13 protein-coding genes are annotated in these 17,296 nt (G+C 74.1%); 6 read left to right on the forward strand and 7 right to left on the reverse strand.

Annotation, left to right across the window (positions count from 1 at the left end; translation table 11 throughout):
• Positions 1–73: 73 nt before the first annotated feature.
• From ACFQ87_RS27735 to ACFQ87_RS27745, 3 genes are all read right to left on the reverse strand, one after another.
• Complete coding sequence (locus ACFQ87_RS27735) at positions 74–1,798, reverse strand: DUF5719 family protein (protein WP_380613557.1); 1,725 nt, start codon at positions 1,796–1,798, stop codon at positions 74–76.
• Between the two features lie 6 nt (positions 1,799–1,804).
• On the reverse strand, positions 1,805–5,647 hold the full coding sequence (locus ACFQ87_RS27740; protein ID WP_380613558.1) for a glycosyltransferase: 3,843 nt from the start codon (positions 5,645–5,647) through the stop codon (positions 1,805–1,807).
• 250 nt (positions 5,648–5,897) lie between these two features.
• Complete coding sequence (locus tag ACFQ87_RS27745) at positions 5,898–6,170, reverse strand: WhiB family transcriptional regulator (protein WP_030062195.1); 273 nt, start codon at positions 6,168–6,170, stop codon at positions 5,898–5,900.
• 676 nt (positions 6,171–6,846) lie between these two features.
• On the opposite strand from ACFQ87_RS27745, the gene ACFQ87_RS27750 reads away from it, so the two are divergent.
• The 3 genes from ACFQ87_RS27750 to ACFQ87_RS27760 are packed head-to-tail and all read left to right on the forward strand — an operon-like array spanning position 6,847 to position 9,733.
• The gene (locus ACFQ87_RS27750) at positions 6,847–7,443 is read left to right on the forward strand and encodes a cysteine dioxygenase (RefSeq protein WP_380613611.1); all 597 of its coding nucleotides are present in this window, start codon (positions 6,847–6,849) and stop codon (positions 7,441–7,443) included.
• A 41-nt stretch (positions 7,444–7,484) separates the two neighbouring features.
• Positions 7,485–8,444 (forward strand): 2-phospho-L-lactate transferase, encoded by a 960-nt coding sequence (cofD, locus tag ACFQ87_RS27755; protein ID WP_380613559.1) that lies wholly within the window; start codon positions 7,485–7,487, stop codon positions 8,442–8,444.
• Positions 8,441–9,733, forward strand: a complete 1,293-nt coding sequence (locus ACFQ87_RS27760) for a coenzyme F420-0:L-glutamate ligase (protein WP_380613560.1) — start codon at positions 8,441–8,443, stop codon at positions 9,731–9,733. The genes cofD and ACFQ87_RS27760 overlap by 4 nt, the downstream gene beginning before the upstream one ends.
• Positions 9,734–9,742: 9 nt before the next feature.
• Here the strand turns inward: ACFQ87_RS27760 and ACFQ87_RS27765 are convergent, their stop codons facing one another.
• The 3 genes from ACFQ87_RS27765 to ACFQ87_RS27775 form a co-directional block, all read right to left on the reverse strand.
• A complete protein-coding gene (locus tag ACFQ87_RS27765) occupies positions 9,743–9,991 on the reverse strand; it encodes a type II toxin-antitoxin system Phd/YefM family antitoxin (RefSeq protein WP_380613561.1) in 249 nt (82 codons plus the stop codon).
• A gap of 25 nt (positions 9,992–10,016) precedes the next feature.
• Positions 10,017–10,937, reverse strand: coding sequence for a DNA-3-methyladenine glycosylase family protein (locus ACFQ87_RS27770; RefSeq protein WP_380613562.1), 921 nt, complete (start codon positions 10,935–10,937; stop codon positions 10,017–10,019).
• A 79-nt stretch (positions 10,938–11,016) separates the two neighbouring features.
• On the reverse strand, positions 11,017–12,162 hold the full coding sequence (locus ACFQ87_RS27775; RefSeq protein ID WP_380613563.1) for a peptidoglycan recognition protein: 1,146 nt from the start codon (positions 12,160–12,162) through the stop codon (positions 11,017–11,019).
• A 188-nt stretch (positions 12,163–12,350) separates the two neighbouring features.
• Here ACFQ87_RS27775 and ACFQ87_RS27780 point away from each other — a divergent pair, with 188 nt between their 5' ends.
• The 3 genes from ACFQ87_RS27780 to ACFQ87_RS27790 all read left to right on the forward strand — a co-directional run bounded on the left by ACFQ87_RS27780 (position 12,351) and on the right by ACFQ87_RS27790 (position 16,071).
• On the forward strand, positions 12,351–13,142 hold the full coding sequence (locus ACFQ87_RS27780; RefSeq protein WP_380613564.1) for a TIGR03089 family protein: 792 nt from the start codon (positions 12,351–12,353) through the stop codon (positions 13,140–13,142).
• A gap of 36 nt (positions 13,143–13,178) precedes the next feature.
• Positions 13,179–14,408 carry an LCP family protein gene (locus tag ACFQ87_RS27785; RefSeq protein WP_380613565.1) on the forward strand — a complete coding sequence of 410 codons (1,230 nt, stop codon included), beginning with the start codon at positions 13,179–13,181 and terminating at the stop codon, positions 14,406–14,408.
• A 148-nt stretch (positions 14,409–14,556) separates the two neighbouring features.
• On the forward strand, positions 14,557–16,071 hold the full coding sequence (locus ACFQ87_RS27790) for an LCP family protein (protein ID WP_380613566.1): 1,515 nt from the start codon (positions 14,557–14,559) through the stop codon (positions 16,069–16,071).
• A 116-nt stretch (positions 16,072–16,187) separates the two neighbouring features.
• On the opposite strand, the gene ACFQ87_RS27795 is transcribed toward ACFQ87_RS27790, so the two are convergent.
• Positions 16,188–17,228, reverse strand: coding sequence for a glycosyltransferase family 2 protein (locus ACFQ87_RS27795; protein WP_380613567.1), 1,041 nt, complete (start codon positions 17,226–17,228; stop codon positions 16,188–16,190).
• Between the last annotated feature and the right edge of the window lie 68 nt (positions 17,229–17,296).

The following is a 17,296-nucleotide window of genomic DNA, read 5'->3' on the forward strand; positions in this document are numbered from 1 at the left end:
CACCCCCCCCGAAAGGGGAGACACCGGCCGGTGCCCCCCCCCTCTCCCTTTCCCCCCCCCCCCCGCCGCGCGGTCAGCGCAGGACGACGGCCGGGTCCTGGGCGGCCTGCGGGACCTTGACGGTGCTGTGGTCGTCGCGCAGTGCCTGGACGGTGAACATCGGCACGTCCTTGGTGGGGATGGCGAGCATCCGGGCGGCCACCACCGGACCGCCGGACTCGGTCTCCACGGTGAGCGCGAAGACGCCGTTCAGACCGGCGGGCTCGGGCGCCGGGACGGCCACCGTGCCGCCGGCCGGGATCTGGACCTCCTTGGTCGCCGGGGTGCCGCCGCCGCTGCCGGCCGAGCCGGTGACCTTGACGGTGGCGGCGTCACCGGTGGAGGTCAGGAACAGCGTGGAGGCGCCGGCCCGGTTGTCGGCGACGGTGGCCCGGGCGCCGATCGGGTTGCTGCCGGTGAGCCAGGCCGCGTCACTCTTGCCGTTGTTCCCCGTACGGTCGACCCGCAGGCCGGCCACGATCGGGGTGGGGTGCTTGTCGTCGCTGGGCGACAGCCGCAACCCGGCGACCTCGTCGCGGGTGATCTTGCCGAGGTCGACGGCGGCCACCATGCCCGCCTTGACGTGGATCGACTCGTTGCCGGCCGGGGTGAACCAGCCGTTCTTGCCGGAGAGCTGGATCTTCAGGTCGGCGTCGTCCTCCGGCGGCGCCCAGACCACCAGGCGGGCCGCCGAGGTGTCGGCGGGCAGGCCGGGCAGCACCTGGGTGGCGGCCGGGTCGGCCGACGCGGGGATCCAGTCGGCGCCCTTGTTGCCGTCGGCGGCGTGCAGCGCTGCGCCGAGCCGCCCGGAGCGGGCCACCACGTGCACGGCGAGGTCGGTGACGGCGCCCTTGCTGATGGTGGACAGCAGCACCGACTGCGAGCTGCCGGGGGCGACGGTGATGCCGTTGGCGGCGTCGTTGTCGATCAGGCCCTTGTCGCCGTACAGCTTGATGTCGACCACGGCGGCGGACGACTCGGTGTTGACCAGGCTGACGTAGTCGACCCGGTCGCCGGCCGTACTGGCCCCGGCGAACCAGAAGTCGGTGCCGGCCGGGGTGCACGTGAGGCCGGACAGGCCCAGGCCGCGCTGCTCGGTGACCACGGTGGTCTGGGTGACGGTGAAGCCGGGGGCGAGCGCGCCGGTGGCGACGGCCCCGGTGCCGGGCGCGGCGTCGCCGTTGGTGGCCGGGCCGGTGGCCGGGGTGCCGGGCTTGGTGACGGTCAGCTTGGCGTCGGCCGGCGCGGCGTTCTTGTCCGGGGCCGGGGCCGCCGGGGCGCCCGAGCCGCTCGGGACGGGGGTCGCCGGGGTCGCCGAGACGCCCGCCGTCGGGGCGGTCGAGGGCGCGGTGGTCGGCGGGGTGGCGGGGGCGGCCTGGTCGGAGAGCCAGCCGGCGCCGCCGGTGGCCGAGCCGGTGCCGGGCGGGGTGTAGGCGGTGAGCGTGGTCGAGCCGGTCAGGCCCTGGAGCGGCTGCGGGCAGACCTCCGCGGTCCGCTCGACCTGCGCGGTGGTCGGGGCGACGCCGTCCGCCTTGGCCGGGCCGGCCGGCTGGCGGACCTGGGCGATCCCGAACACCGCCGCGAGCACCACGGCCGCGGCCAGCAGGGACTGGGTGGTCTTCGTCCCCGCGGACCGGCCGGGGGCCTTCGCCTCGGCGCGGGCGGGTTCGGCGGCCTGCGCCGGCTCGAAGGCCTCGGCGGGCTCGAAGGGCTCCTCGGTCCGGTCGCCGGACTTCTTCCTGAAAGCGGGCTTCTTCATCGCGGGTCAGCTCCCCGATCCGTGCTGGTGCGGGTACCGGCCGCCTGGGTCGTTCGGGTCGTAGTAGGGCTCGCCCTGCTGCTGGCCCGGCAGCCAGGGCTGCTGGTGCTGCTCGGGCTGCTGCTGGTACGGGTCGTAGCCGTACTGGCCCTGCTGGTACTGCTCGTAGCCCTGCTGCGGGTAGGCCTGCTGCCCGTCGTACCCCTGGGTGTCGTAGCCCTGGCCGCCGTACGGCGCGGTCACCGGCTGCTGGGCCGCGTACTGGTCGTAGCTGTACGGGTCGGCCTGCTGGTACGTCTGGTACGGGTCGGTGTACGGCTCGGCCTCCTGGACGGCGGCGGCCGCCTCGACCGCCTCGGTCACCGGCTCGCCGGCCGGCTGGGCCGGGACCGCGCCCGGCCGGCCCTCGTACACCCCGGGCTCCTCGGCGCCGGGCTCGGCGCCCTCGCCGCGCTCGGCCATCCGGCGGGCCCGGCGGCTGCCGGGGGCGGGGGCCTGCGCCTGGGCGGCGGCGGCCAGCGCGGCGGCGGCCACCACCTCCTCGGGCAGGTCGTCGTCCTTGTGGCTGCGGCGGCCGGGCAGGGCCAGCACCAGGATGGTCAGGCCGAGCAGCACCTGGCCCCAGATCCAGCCGGTGTGGGCGAGGCTGCCCTCACGGGTGACGGACAGCTTGCCGCCGGCGGCCGGGAGCTTGAAGCCCTGCGCCCAGCCGTCCACCGTGGCGGGCTCCAGGGCGGCGCCGTCCACGGTGGCCTTCCACTCGGGGGCGGCGGCCTCGGCCAGGCGCAGCACCCGGCCGTCCGGGCCGGCCGGGACGGTGGTGCTGAGGTCGCGCACGCCGGCCGGGACGACCACCGGGTTGGCGCCCGGGGCGGTGATCAGCGCGCGGACCGCCGGGGCGCCGTTGACCTGCCAGAGCGCGGCGTCGCCGTCCTGGTTGGCCTTGACCAGGCCGGGGGTGGTGTCCAGGACGTCCTTGAAGGCGTCGATCACCGGGCGCTGGACGAGGACGTAGGCGATGCCGTAGCCGGCCAGGGCGTTCGCCTGGTCGGCGCCGGAGCCGGCCAGCAGGCTGCCGACCATCTTGTCGAGACCGTCCTGGGTGCCGGTGGCCGGGTCGACGGTGGACTCGGCCTGGCCGAGCGTCAGGCCGGCGCCGCGGACCACGGTGTAGCGGACGGCGCCCTTCTCCCCGGTGACGACGAGGGTGCGGGACCGGTCGGTGGTGCCGGCCTCCTCGGCGATGAAGGCGGGCACCTGGCCGGCGTCGCTGCGGTGCAGCGGGCCGCCGGCACCGGTCAGCGCCCACCACAGGCCGGTGCCCAGCGGGGCCAGCACGGCGGCGGCCACCACCAGGGCGGCCACCGGCTGGCGCCAGCCGAAGGCGATCCCGGCGACGCGGGCGTTGGCGCCGTCGGCGCCGATCGCGGCGGCGGCGAGCAGGGCGATCCCGGCGATCAGGGTGGCCGGGCCGGCCCAGGCGGGCACCGCCGGGCCGCCGGAGGCCGGGGTGACGGAGGTGCCCGCCACCGCGACCGCGAAGACCAGGCCGGCGCCGGCCGCGCCCCAAGCGGCGAGCACCGCGCGGCGGCGGTCGGCGCGCAGCAGCGCGGCGAGCGCGGCGAGCACCACACCGGCGGAGAGCCAGACCGGCGGCACCCCGGCGCCGCCGGGGTTGACCAGCAGCAGGCCGGCCGCACTCGCCCCGGCGCCGTGCAGGCCGGGCAGTCCGGCCTCCAGCAGCAGCCACTGCGGGTGCGACAGCACCTTCAGGGACCAGGGGGCCAGCACGGCGACCGGCACCGCGAGGATCACCAGCACGCGCAGGCCGAGCAGTCGAAGCGCCGTACCGCCGGAGCCGAAGGCGCCGCCGCGCAGCACCGCGACGACCAGCGTGGCCAGGCACAGCGGCACCGCGAGCGCCCAGGTCAGCGGGACGAAGGCGGTGGTCAGGGTGAGCAGCAGGACGGTCATCCAGACCGGCCGCCAGCCGGGGCGGGCGCCCTTGGCGGCGCTCTCCTCACGGATGCCGAGGCCGGCCGCGATCGCGGCGGCGCGGGCCAGCGGCGGCAGCAGCACGGCGAGGACGGCGGTGCCGATCCGGCCCTGGGCGAGCGCGCCGGTCGCGGCGGGCAGCAGCGCGTAGGTGGCGCTGGCCCAGGCGCGGACCAGCTTGGAGTCCAGCAGCGGCCGGGACACCAGGTAGGCGCTGACCGCGGAGAGCGGGACGGTGAGCACGACCAGCACGGTGAGCGCGAGGTCGGCGTGGCCGAACAGCAGCCAGGAGAACACCGCGAGCACGCCGAGGTACGGCGGCGCGGCGGCGGTGGAGCCGGTGCCGATCGGGTGCCAGGCGTCCGCGTACATCGACCAGAGGCCACCGGCGCCGTCGGAGGCGGGCAGCAGCGCGCCGCCGAACAGTCCGCCGCCGCCGAGCAGGCTGCGGCAGGCGACCAGGGCGAACACCAGCAGGGCGGCGAACAGCACCGGCGCGGGGCGCCGGGCCAGCTTCTTGAGCAGCGCGAACTGCTCGACGACCAGGTCCTCGGACTCCTCGTCGCCGCCGGCCTCGGCGCTGCCGTGCCGACTGCCGGTGTCGTCACTGCCCCCTATCCCGAGCGAACTGATGACGCCCTCGACGGCCAGCCGGGCGGTGGCGCCGGGGGCGGGGAAGAGCGTGCGGTCGTCCAGGGCGTCCGCCGCCCTGGTCCGGGAGCGGCGTTTGCGCGCGGCCAACACCCGCGGGAGGCGGATGAGCTCGTGGCCGAGGCCGGCCAGTTCGTCGACGGCCTGGCGCGGGTCCTTGCCGAGCAGGTTGGTGACGGCCCGCAGCAGGGTGCCGAGCACCAGGCGCAGCAGCACGTACGGGAAGAGCGCGCCCTTGCAGTTGGCGAGCAGGGTGAAGACGGAGCCGGCCTTGTCCACCCGGTGCGGGTGGGAGGAGCCGCAGTCGATGGCGCGGCGCTCGCGGCTGGCCGCCTCGGCGTGCCGCAGCACGGCGTCGGGGGCGATCACCACGCGGTGGCCGGCGGCGTTGACCCGCCAGCAGAAGTCGGTGTCGTCCCGCATCAGCGGGAGGGCCTTGTCGAAGCCGCCGAGCTCCTCGAAGACGTCCCGGCGCACCAGCATGCCGGCGCTGGAGACGGCGAGCACCGGGCGGACCTGGTCGTGCTGGCCCTGGTCCTGCTCGCGGCGGTCGAGGCCGGTCCAGCGCCGCCCGGAGCGGGCGATCGTCACGCCGACCTCAAGGAGCTGGCGGCGGTCGTACCAGCTGCGCAGCTTGGGGCCGACCACGCCGGCGCTGGGGGTGGAGTCGGCGACCTGGAGGAGGCGGCGCAACGCGTCGGTCTGCGGTTCGCAGTCGTCGTGCAGCAGCCAGAGCCACTCGACCGGCTGGGTCTCGCGCGGGCCGCCGCGGCCGAGGTCGTCCTCCTGGGCGAGCGGGTCGCCGAAGTCGTCCCAGCCGCCGGTGACCGGGTCGTAGCCGGACGGGTCGAGCCGGTACGGGAGGTCCTCCGGACGCAGCGGCGGGCTGTTGAAGACGGCCTCGGCGACGGCGGCGCCGAAGCCGACCCGGCGGCCGAGGACCAGCGGGCCGCTCTCGGGCATCCCGTCGGCGAGGCCGAAGTCCTCGAGGGCTTTCGCGAGCAGTTGCGGGGAGTCGTCAGTGGATCCGGTGTCGACCGCGAGGATCCGCTGGACCTGACGGTCCTGGCCGAGCAGGCCGGCGAGGGCCTGCGGCAGCCAGCGGGCGCCGTCGTGCGAGACGATCACCGCGGTGACCAGGTGACGCGGGTAGGCGGGCGGCCTGGAAGCGGTGAAGCCGCTCTGGTGGCTGTAGACGGTCATCGAGTGCGCGGGCCCCAGTTCTCGGTGGACACAGCCGGTGAACGGCAACCGGATGGCGCACCACACTAACGGCTCCGGATGGCGGCCTCGTGCGCGGTGCCGGTACGGAGGCGGTGGAGGAGGGGCCCGGAGGCACCGGAAGAACTGCCCGGGAACACGAAAGCGCCCCACCGTCGCGGTGAGGCGCTCGTTCAGCTTTGTGGTTGTCCGTCGCTGTCGGAGGGTCAGCGGGGGTCAGGGGTCGCCCCGGTCAGACCGCGCTCTTCTTGAGCCGACGGCGCTCGCGCTCGGAGAGGCCGCCCCAGATGCCGAAGCGCTCGTCATTGGCGAGGGCGTACTCCAGGCACTCCGAGCGGACCTCGCAGGCGAGGCAGACCTTCTTGGCCTCGCGGGTTGAGCCGCCCTTCTCGGGGAAGAAGGACTCCGGGTCGGTCTGGGCGCACAACGCGCGCTCCTGCCAACCGAGTTCCTCCTCGTCCTCCGCGATGCCGTCCCCGATCAACAGCTCAAAGAGCTCGCTCATGTGGCGCGCCTCCTCTGCCCCTACTTGGCGTCCCCGTGGTTGCCGTTGCCTCGTGCGGCCGACGACACGAGTGAAATTACAGTTGCGTCACTCTGGCCCAGTCAAGCCGAGCTCTGGTATTGAGGCCGGGATTCACTCCCTGGCACCAAACCGTTACGAATAGTGTACATATCCGGACACATCAGACTTTCAGCCTGAAGGCCTCGGACGGCATCGAACCGTCCCCAATCATTCGCGGAATGACACCCCGTCACCATCACAGGCCGGTCATCGGCCTCCCTTCCCGGCGATCTTCCCATCGAAACATAGAGAGTGATGAATCACCCCATCAGGGAAAGATCCGGACCTAACCCACTCGAATGCCGCATCCTTCGGTTTGACACCGACCCCGCGCATGCGGTGTCCTTGCCCCTATGTCAGAGTTCGCCAGCCTCCGGAGCGGTTCCACCCTCCGCCGTGCCGTGAACTCTTGTTGTCGCCTCTGTTCCTGCTGTATCTAGGCGCCCGCGTCCCACCGCGCGCCGCCCTCAGGAAGCACAGAGGCCGCCCGCGATTCCCGCCCCAGGACATCCCGGATCCGGCTGATCCCGACGAACCAGCCGACTCTCCGAGGACGACTCCCGTGCGCACCATCCGCATCCGCAAACGGAACCGCGACCGCAACAAGCTCGCCCGCCTGGGCCTCGCCCACTCCCCCCGTCCGACGAACGGGCGTCCTTGGACGGACGGACTCAGCGACGTCTCCATCGCCGGCGACCCGCTCGCCTTCCCCCACCTCGCCCGCACCGACCTGCCCGGACACCCCGGCACCGTCGCCGAGTACGCCCGGCTGGTGCGCGAGATCGCCGCCGACCGCGCCCGCTGGGAGCCGCTGGTCCGCTACGACGCGCTCACCCGCTGGTACTCCCGGCTGGAGACCGGCCCCGGCTACGAGGTCTGGCTGCTCAGCTGGCTGCCCGGCCAGAGCAGCGGCTTCCACGACCACGGCGAGTCCTCCGGCGTGCTGACCGTCGTCCAGGGCGAGCTGATCGAGCGCTCCCTCACTCATGCGGGCGAGAGCTCCCGCACCCTGCGCCCCGGCGGCCAGCGGGTGTTCTCCTCCGGCTACCTGCACGAGGTGGTCAACGGCGCGCTCGAACCCGCCGTCTCCATCCACCTCTACACCCCGGGCCTGACCGAGATGAACCAGTACGGCGCTGCCCCCGCCGTCCCCGAGCAGCACCCCCAGCCGCACCCGGAGCCGCACCCGCGGGCGCAGGCCGAGAGCCATTGAGCGCGGACTGACGAAGAGTCCGACCGTGGCAGGATGACCCCATGCGCATCGTGGCACTGGCAGGCGGAATCGGCGGGGCGCGCTTCCTGCGCGGACTCCTCGCGGCGGTCGGACCGCAGGACGAGATCACCGTCATCGGCAACACCGGCGACGACATCCACCTCTACGGCCTCAAGGTCTGTCCCGACCTCGACACCGTGATGTACACCCTCGGCGGCGGGATCAACGAGGAACAGGGCTGGGGCCGGACCGACGAGACCTGGTCGATCAAGGCCGAGATGAAGGAGTACGGCGTCGGCCCCGAATGGTTCGGGCTCGGCGACCGGGACTTCGCCACCCACCTCGTCCGCAGCCAGATGCTCACCGCCGGGTACAGCCTCAGCCAGGTCACCGAGGCGCTGTGCGTGCGCTGGAAGCCCGGCGTGCGGCTGCTGCCGATGAGCGACGACCGGGTCGAGACCCATGTGCGGATCACCGACGAGCAGGGCACCCGGGCGATCCACTTCCAGGAGTACTGGGTCAAGCTGCACGCCGCCGTCGACGCCGAGGCGATCATCCCGGTCGGCGCGGACACCGCCAAGCCCGCGCCCGGTGTGCTGGAGGCCATCGCCGAGGCCGACGTCATCCTCTTCCCGCCGTCCAACCCGGTCGTCTCGATCGGCACCATCCTGGCCGTCCCCGGCATCCGGGAGGCCGTCGCCGCCGCCCCGGCCCCGGTGGTCGGGCTCTCCCCGATCATCGGCGGGGCGCCCGTGCGCGGCATGGCCGACAAGGTGCTCGCCGCCGTCGGCGTCGAGGCCACCGCCGAGGCGGTCGCGCTCAACTACGGCGCGGCGCTGATCGACGGCTGGCTGGTGGACACCGCGGACGAGGACGCCGTCGCCACCGTCGAGGCCGCCGGGATCGCCTGCCGGGCCGTCCCGCTGCTGATGACCGACGTCGAGGCCACCGCCGAGATGGCCCGGGCGGCGCTCACACTGGCGGAGCAGGTGCGGAAGTGACCGTGGAGATCCTGGGCGTCGAGGGGATCCCCGAGGTCGACGCGGGCGCCGACCTCGCCGGGCTGATCGCCAAGGCCGGGACGTACCAGGACGGCGACATCCTGCTGGTCACCTCGAAGATCGTCAGCAAGGCCGAGGGCCGACTGCTGCACGCCGCCGACCGCGAGGCCGCGATCGACGCCGAGACCGTCCGGGTGGTCGCCCGGCGCGGACCGGCCCGGATCGTCGAGAACCGCAACGGCTTCGTCATGGCCGCCGCCGGGGTCGACGCCTCCAACACCGCCCCCGGCACCGTCCTGCTGCTCCCCGAGGACCCGGACGCCTCGGCGCGCGCGCTGCGGGCCCGGCTCCAGCGGCTCACCGGCCGCCGGCTCGCCGTCCTCGTCACCGACACCTTCGGACGGCCCTGGCGCAACGGGCTCACCGACGTCGCGATCGGCGCCGCCGGACTGTCCGTCCTGGAGGACCACCGGGGCCGCACCGACAGCCACGGCAACGAGCTGGTCCTCACCGTCACCGCCACCGCCGACGAACTCGCCGCCGCCGCCGACCTGGTGAAGGGCAAGGCCACCGGCGTCCCGGTCGCGGTCGTGCGCGGCCTCGGACACCTCGTCACCGACGAGGACGGCGCCGGCACCCGGCCGCTGGTGCGGTCCGCCGTCGACGACATGTTCCGGCTCGGCACTTCCGAGGCGCTGCGCCAGGCCGTCACCCTGCGGCGCACCGTCCGCTCCTTCACCGCCGACCCGGTCGACCCGGCCGCCGTCCGCCGCGCCGTCGCCGCCGCCGTCACCGCGCCCGCCCCGCACCACACGACGCCGTGGCGGTTCGTCCTGCTGGAGTCCGCCGAGACCCGGGTCCGGCTGCTGGACGCGATGCTCGCGGCCTGGCAGCGCGACCTGCGCGAACTCGACGGCTGGGACGACGCCAAGATCGCCCGCCGCACCGCCCGCGGCAACGTCCTGCGCGACGCGCCGTACCTGGTGGTGCCCTGCCTGGTGATGGACGGCTCCCACCACTACCCCGACCGGCGCCGGGCCACGGCGGAGCGGGAGATGTTCACCGTCGCCGCCGGCGCGGCCGTGCAGAACCTGCTGGTCGCGCTCACGGGTGAGGGGTACGGCTCTGCTTGGGTGTCGTCCACCATGTTCTGCCGTGACACCGTCCGGGCGGCGCTGGACCTGCCGGACGGGTGGGACCCGATGGGGGCCATCGCCGTCGGCCGGCCGGCTGAGGCGCCGCGGGAGCGGGCGGAGCGCAGCGCGGACGTCTTCATCGAGGTCCGGTAGCGGCTGCGCCTAGGGCGGTGGGAACAGGTCTGCCAGCAGCTCGGACATGCTGACAGTCGGGGCGTTAAGGTGCTTGCGTGCCTCGCGGGCGAGGAGTTCGTCGGCGGCGTCCTCGGCCGCGTCCAGCAGTTCGATCGGCACTAACGCCGCGACGCGCTCGCCGTTGCGGGTGATCACGGTGGGCTTACCGGCCTCGGCCCGAGCGACCAACTCGGTGAAACCGGCCCGGGCGACACTGATGCTCACAACGTCGTCCATGGCGGCAGCGTAGCGGCCGATCGGCTCAGCGGTGGCGGTGGTCGTTGGGGGTGAGCCTCGGGCCGTAGCGGGGGGCGCGGGCGCCGGCGGCCATGAGGAGGCGGCAGACGCGGTGGCGGTGCGGGCGGTAGGGCTCCAGGAGGGCGAGCATCTGGGCGTCGTCGCTGCGGGGGCGGCCGGCCAGGGCCCAGCCGACCAGGTTGGGGAGGTGGAAGTCACCCACCGAGACCGCGTCCGGGTCGCCGTTGCTGCGCTGGAGGGTCTCGGCGGCCGTCCAGACTCCGATGCCCGGTACAGCCGTAAGGCGGGCGAAGGCCTCCTCGTGGCCCATCGCCGAGGCCTCCTCCAGGCGCGGGGCCAGCCGCACGGCGCGCATCACCGTCGCCGAGCGCTTGGGGTCGACGCCGGCCCGGTGCCACTCCCAGCTCGGGACCATCGCCCAGTCGCGGGCCGACGGTGCCACCCGCATGCCCTCGGCGGGGCCCGGTGCCGGGGTGCCGAAGTCCCGCAGCAGGGTGCGCCAGGCGCGGTAGGCCTCGTCGGTGGTGACCTTCTGCTCCAGGATGGCCGGCACGAGGGACTCCATCACCAGGCCGGTGCGGGTGATCCGCACCCCCGCCGTACGGCGCTGGGCGTCCCGCAGCGGGCCGGGCGGCAGCACCAGCGCCTCCGGGTGGTCCTCCGCCCCGAGCAGCGCGGGCAACCGGTCCAGCAGCCACTGCGCGCCGGGGCCCCAGGCGGTCGCCTCGACTTCGCCCTCGGCGGGGTGGGGCCGCACCCGGAGGGTGCCGACGCCGGCCGGGGTGCGGGAGGCGCGCCAGACGGCGCCGTCGCCGGTGGTGCGGTAGGAGGGGTCGGCGGGGCCCCGGCGCAGGGGCAGCAGGGTGCGGACCGGGTCGAGCGGGAAGCCCGGCCGCCAGCGCCGTACCGCCTCGCCGCCCGTCACTGCTGTCGCCTCCTGTGGTCCTTGGGGCTATGAACGATACGCGGGGAGGGTGACAGGTCGGGGGGTGTGGATGACGGCCCTACTGGGCCTGCAGCTCGGCCGCTGCCGTCCGCAGTGCCGGGAGCCGGGCGTAGAGCGCGGCGCCGGGACATTCGGTGTTGAAGGCGTCGCGGTGGCCGGAGATGGTGGCGAAGTCGACCACCGTGCCCGTGGGGTAGCGGCTGGCGTCGGAGGAGGAGGTGAGTTTGGTGTGGCCGTCGGCGGCTTGGCCGGTGAGGCCGAGTTTCCAGGCGGCGAGGGCGGCGAGGCCGTCGAGGAGGGGTTGGGGCGGGGTGTCGCCGACGTAGGTGCCGATGGCGGCGGCGCCGGCGGAGTCGGTGTTGAAGCCGAGGGTGTGGGCGCCGTGGACGGGCTGGTCGACGCCGCCGGCGCGACCCTCGTAGACGGTGCCGCAGCGGTCGACCAGGAAGTTGTAACCGATGTCCCGCCAGCCGCTGGTCTTGACGTGGTACTGGTGGATCGACCTGATCACCCGGGGGGCGTCGGAGCAGGCGTAGTCGGAGGCGGTCGCGGTGTGGTGGACGAAGACCTCGCGGACCGGGCCGGTGTACTCGAAGCCGGGGTCGCGAAGCGACTCGTCGGCGCCCCAGCCGGCCCGGGTGACGATGGCCGGGCGCGGGGCCTGACGGCCGTCCGCGGGGGCGGCGGGCAGGGTCCGGGTGGCGGCCGCGGCGTCGGTGCCGGTGCCGGCACCCGGGTCGACCAGGTCGAGCCGCAGTCCGGGCGGCGGGCCGGCCGGGCCCGGTACGACCTCGACCGCGACGCCGTCGCTGCGGCCGGTCCACAGCGGGGCGGTGGCGGCGTGCGGGGCGTGGTCGGGGCCGTCCTCGGTGTCGGCCTCCAGGGTGTGCCAGTCGCTCCAGCGGCCGGTGGCGGCGTCCCGGGTGCGGACCCGGACGGTGGCGCCGGCCATCGCCGCCGCCGGGCCGTCCCAGCCGACGCCGAGGAGTTCGAACGGCCGGGTGGCGCGTGGCGCGAGCCGGTGGCCGGTGGTCAGGGGGAGCGAGACGGTCGTGCCGCCGCCGGGGAAGTCACGGCGTTCGGCGGCGGGCGCAAGGGGCGTGGCGGTGGCGGTGGGAGCGGGTTGGAGCAGCAGGGCGGCAGTGCATCCGGCGAGCAGAGCGGCCGGGAGGGCGCGACGCGCGGCCCTTGTCGAACGGCGCACTGCGCGGGTCGAGGGGCTCACAGCCCTGCTTGAGGGGCACACAGCCTGGGTTGGGGAGCACGCAGCCTTGATTGAGGGGCACATAGAGGGGATCGTCGCCGTAAACCGGGCGGCCCGCCACGCCGCCTCGCGCCCGCTCGGCCGCCCCTCCCGGCCTCCCACCCGAAGGCCGTAGGCTGGGGCGCACCATGACTGCGCCATTCGCTGCCGATGCCCGCACCCCCGTCGAGCTGCTGCACGCATACCTGCGCGGCGGCACCCCTTCGGTCGATCCCGCGGCCCCGCTGGTCACCTTCTACGACGACGCCACCGGTGAACGGGTGGAACTCTCCGCCCGGACTTTCGACAACTGGGTCGCCAAGACCGCCAACCTCCTCCAGGACGAGCTGAACGCCGGTCCGGGCGACCGCGCCGCGCTGCTCCTGCCCGCCCACTGGCAGAGCGCCGTCTGGCTGCTGGCCTGCTGGTCGGTCGGGGTGACGGCGGTGCCGGGCGGCGACCCGGCCGCCGCCGACCTGGTGGTGAGCGGTCCGGACGGCCTGGAGGCCGCCCAGGCGTGCCAGGGCGAGCGCGTCGCGCTCGCGCTGCGGCCGCTCGGCGGCCGCTTCCCGCAGCGCCCGGACGGCTTCCTCGACTACGCCGCCGAGGTGCCCGGCCAGGGCGACCGCTTCGCGCCGTACTCCCCCGTGCCCCCGGAGGGGCAGTCGCTGGAGACCTCGGTGGACGGGCTGCCGCTGAAGCTGACCGGCGAGCAGACCGTCGCGCTGGCCCGGGAGGGGGCCGCGCGCCTCGGTCTGGAACCCGGCGCGCGCGTCCTGTCCACGTCCTCCTTCGACGACTGGGCGGGCCTGGAGGCCGGTCTGCTGGCCCCGCTGGCGGCCGGCGCCTCGGTGGTGCTGTGCCGCAACTCCGAGGGCCTGAGCACCGAGCAGTGGGAGAAGCGGGTCGAATCCGAACGGGTGACACTGCGCGTCGGCTGACCCCCGACGAGGGCCCGGCGGGTAGGGATCCCTGCCATGGCCGAGGACGACACCGAGCACCCCCCGACCGATGACGTTCCCCCGACGGACACTCCCCCGAGCGGACCCGGACGCCCGCGCAGGCGCCGGCGGTGGCTGATGATCACCGCCGGCGTCGTCGCGTTCCTGGTGGTCGCCATCGGCGCACTGCTCTACATCGCCTACCGCAAGCTGGACGGCAACATCCGCACCGACTCGGTCACCGACAAGCTGCTGGCCGAGCTGGAGGCCGAACGCCCGAGCCGTACGGCCGGGGCCGGCGGCGCCGAGAACATCCTGTTGATCGGCAGCGACGACCGCTCCGGCGCGAACTCCTCCTACGGCGGCGAGCCCGGCACCCAGCGTTCGGACACCACGATCCTGCTGCACCTGGCCGCCGACCGTAAGCGCGCGACGGCGGTCTCCATCCCGCGTGACGTCATGGTCACCGTCCCGGCCTGCGAGAAGCCGGACAGCACCCGGAGCAAGCCGGGGCTGATGCAGTTCAACTGGGCCTTCGAGCTGGGCGGCCCGGCCTGTTCGATCCGGACCGTCGAGCAGCTCAGCGGCATCCGGATGGACCACTACCTGATCCTCGACTTCAACGGCTTCAAGACGATGGTGGACGCGATCGGCGGGGTCGACGTGTGCGTGCCGCAGCCGATCCACGACAAGGACGCCAAGCTGGACCTGGCGGCCGGCCGGCAGGTGCTGCACGGCGAGCAGGCGCTCGGCTACGTCCGGGCCCGGGAGAGCCTGGGCGACGGCAGCGACACCCAGCGGATGGGCCGTCAGCAGCAGTTCCTGGCCTCGCTGATCCGCAAGGTGCAGTCGCAGGGGGTGCTGCTGAACCCGGCGAAGCTGTGGCCGGTGCTGGACGCGGCCACCTCCTCGATCAAGGCGGACGGCAAGCTGTCGTCGCTGGGTGCGCTGTACGACCTCACCCAGGACCTGCGCGGCATCCCCTCGCCGGACGTGGTGTTCCTGACCGCGCCGCGCCGCCCGTACCGCTACGACTCGGACCGGGACGAGTTCGTGCAGCCGCAGACCACCCAGCTGTTCACCGAGCTGCGGGACGACCGGCCGATCGCGGTCCGGCCGCCCGGCCCGGCGCCCACGGCGGCGGCGAGCCCGTCCGCCGGGGCGGGGTCGGCGGGGTCGGACCAGGCGACGGCGTCACCCTCGGCGAGCGCCCCACCGACCTTCGAGGGACGGTCGGCCGACGTGGACTCCTGCGCGCAGCACTGACGCCCCACGCGGGCTTTACCCTTCCATTGCTCTTTCGTGACGGATGTCATACCAGGAACGATTCCCCCGTTCGGCTCGTCTAGTGTGTCCGGATCAGCCCGCTACCCGAGTGGGCAGCCCCCGTGGCCGGCCGGACGTAGGGAGCCCCGTGCAGCAGGACATACCGGAAACCGGCCAGGGCAACGGGGAGGGCCGACGGACGACCAGGCGCCGGGCCGCGGCCGCGGCCAAGCGGAACCGGCGCCGACGAATACTCAAGTGGGCGGCCGGCACCGGCGCGCTGGTGATGGTCGCGGGCTGCGGCGGGGCGTACTACCTGTACCAGCACTTCAACGACAACCTGACCTCGGTCAAGGTCCAGCTGGGCGACGAGGCCGAGCGGCCCCGGGCCGCCGGGGACGCGCTGAACATCCTGGTGATCGGCACGGACAGTCGGCAGGGCCTCGGGCGCGAGTACGGCGACGAGGGCAGCACCGGGCACGCCGACACGACGCTGCTGTTCCACATCGCCAAGGACCGCACCAACGCGACCGTGATCAGCATCCCGCGCGACCTGATGGTGCCGATCCCGGAGTGCCGGACCGACCAGGGGAAGAAGATCCCCGGCTCGGCGCGGGAGATGTTCAACACCAGCCTGGGCCAGGACGGGCGCGACGCGGGCTGCACCTGGAAGACCGTCGAGACGATGACCGGGATCCGGGTCGACCACTTCGTGCAGGTCGACTTCGAGGCGGTGAAGACCCTGTCCACCGCCGTCGGCGGCGTGGAGGTCTGCGCGGCCAAGGACATCGACGACAAGGACTCGCACCTGAAGATGTCCAAGGGCCGCCACACGGTCCAGGGCGAGGAGGCACTGGCCTTCGTCCGCACCCGGCACGCGGTCGGCTTCGGCGGCGACCTCACCCGGATCCCGCTCCAGCAGCAGTTCATCAGCTCGATGATCCGCAAGATCAAGAGCGACGGCACCCTGACCAGCCCCGCCAAGCTCTACAAGCTCGCGGACGCCGCCACCAAGGCGCTCACCGTGGACTCCGGCATCGGCAGCGTCGACAAGCTCAAGGACCTGGCGCAGGACATCAGCAAGGTGGACACCAAGAACATCACCTTCACCACCGTGCCGGTCCTGGACGACCCCAAGGACAACGACCGGCTGATCCTCAAGCAGCCCGACGCCGGGCAGGTGTTCTCGATGATCGCGGGCGACCGCTCGCTGACCGGGACGGCCACCCCGTCGGCCGCCGAGACCCCGGCCCCGGCCGCCCCCTCTTCCGCCGCCCCGGCCTCCACCGCGCCCGCGGTGGACGCCGAGGACGTCCGGGTGACGGTGCGCAACGGCAGCGGGACGCGCGGGCAGTCCGGTCCGACGGTGGAGAAGCTGAAGGCCAAGGGCTTCGCCAAGGCCGCCGTCGCCTCCGACGCGGCGGTCACGGCGACCACCACGGTGTCGTACCCGGCCGGCCGAGAGGCCGAGGCCGCCACGCTGGCCGCAGCCCTCGGGCTGCCCGCGGACGCCGTACGGCAGGACCCGAAGGCGGGCCCGAAGGGCGCACTGGTACTGGTGCTCGGCAAGGACGTCCTCGCGGCCCCCGCCCAGGCGCCGACGGAGGCGCCGGAGGACCTCCAGCGGGTGCAGGCGGACGACACCGACGCCTGCGCCAAGTAGCCGGCAGGGGGCGGGGGTTCCGTCGTCATCGGTGAGGACGGCGGTCGGGCTCGCGCCCGGCCCGCCCTCAACCGCCCCCCCCCCGGGGGGGGTACCGGCGGTAGCGGTCGCCGCCCTCAACCCGCCCGGGAGAGCACGTCCTTCGAGGACGGACCGATGCTCCTTATCACCCGGCGGGCCAGTGAGCGGGGCGAGGTGATGAAGCCGAAGCCCCAGCTGAGGTGCATGGTCGCGAGCGCCACCGGCAGCAGCGCCTTGGCCTTGAGGGACAGGCCGCGGCCCTCGACCACCGCGCCGCCCAGGATGCCCAGCAGGTAGGCGCCGGGCACCGCGAGGAACGCCGGGTGGACGGCGGCTCCGAGCACCAGCCCGAGCACGACCGCGAGCAGCGCGGACGGCGGGGCGAGGTAGCGCAGGTTGACCGAGCCGCGGTGGTAGCGGGTGACCACCCGGCGCCAGCGGCCGTAGTCCTTGTACTGCTTGGCCAGCGCCCGGACCGACGGCCGGGGTCGGTAGGTCACCCTGAGCTGCGGGGTGAACCAGACCAGCCCGCCGTCCTGGCGGATCCGGTAGTTCAGCTCCCAGTCCTGGGCGCGGATGAACTCCTCGTTGTAGCCGCCGAGCTTCTCCAGCACCTCCCGCCGGAACACCCCGAGGTAGACGGTGTCCGCCGGGCCGGCCAGGCCGCCGGTGTGGAAGGCCGCGTTGCCGACACCGATCTTGGAGGTCATCGCGGCCGCGACCGCGTGCTCCCACTCGGTCTCGCCCTCGGCGTGCATGATGCCGCCGACGTTGGCCGCGTCCATCTCACCGAGCAGCCGGACCGCCGTGGTGATGTAGCCCGGGGTGAGCAGGCCGTGGCCGTCCACGCGCACCACTATCGGGTGCTGCGAGCCCCGGATGGCGGCGTTCAGCCCCGCTGGGGTGCGGCCGGTGGGGTTCTCCACCGTGCGCACCCGCGGATCCTCGGCCACCAGCGCGGCCGCGATCTCGGCGGTACGGTCGGTGGAGGGGCCGAGGGCGATCACCACTTCCATCGGCCCGGGGTACTCCTGGTCCAGGATGCGCCGAACCGCCGTGCGCAGGTGTCGTTCCTCGTTGAGCACCGGCATGATCACGGAAACAGCCGGCAGCTCCTCAGCAGCCTTGGTGTTCATCGGGGCCAACCGTACCGGTGCCGACGCGTCTCCGTCTTGTCCCGGTCTGGGTGGCCTCGGGTACCCCG

It is taken from the genome of Kitasatospora sp. NPDC056531, assembly GCF_042794375.1.
Taxonomy (GTDB): Bacteria; Actinomycetota; Actinomycetes; order Streptomycetales; family Streptomycetaceae; genus Kitasatospora.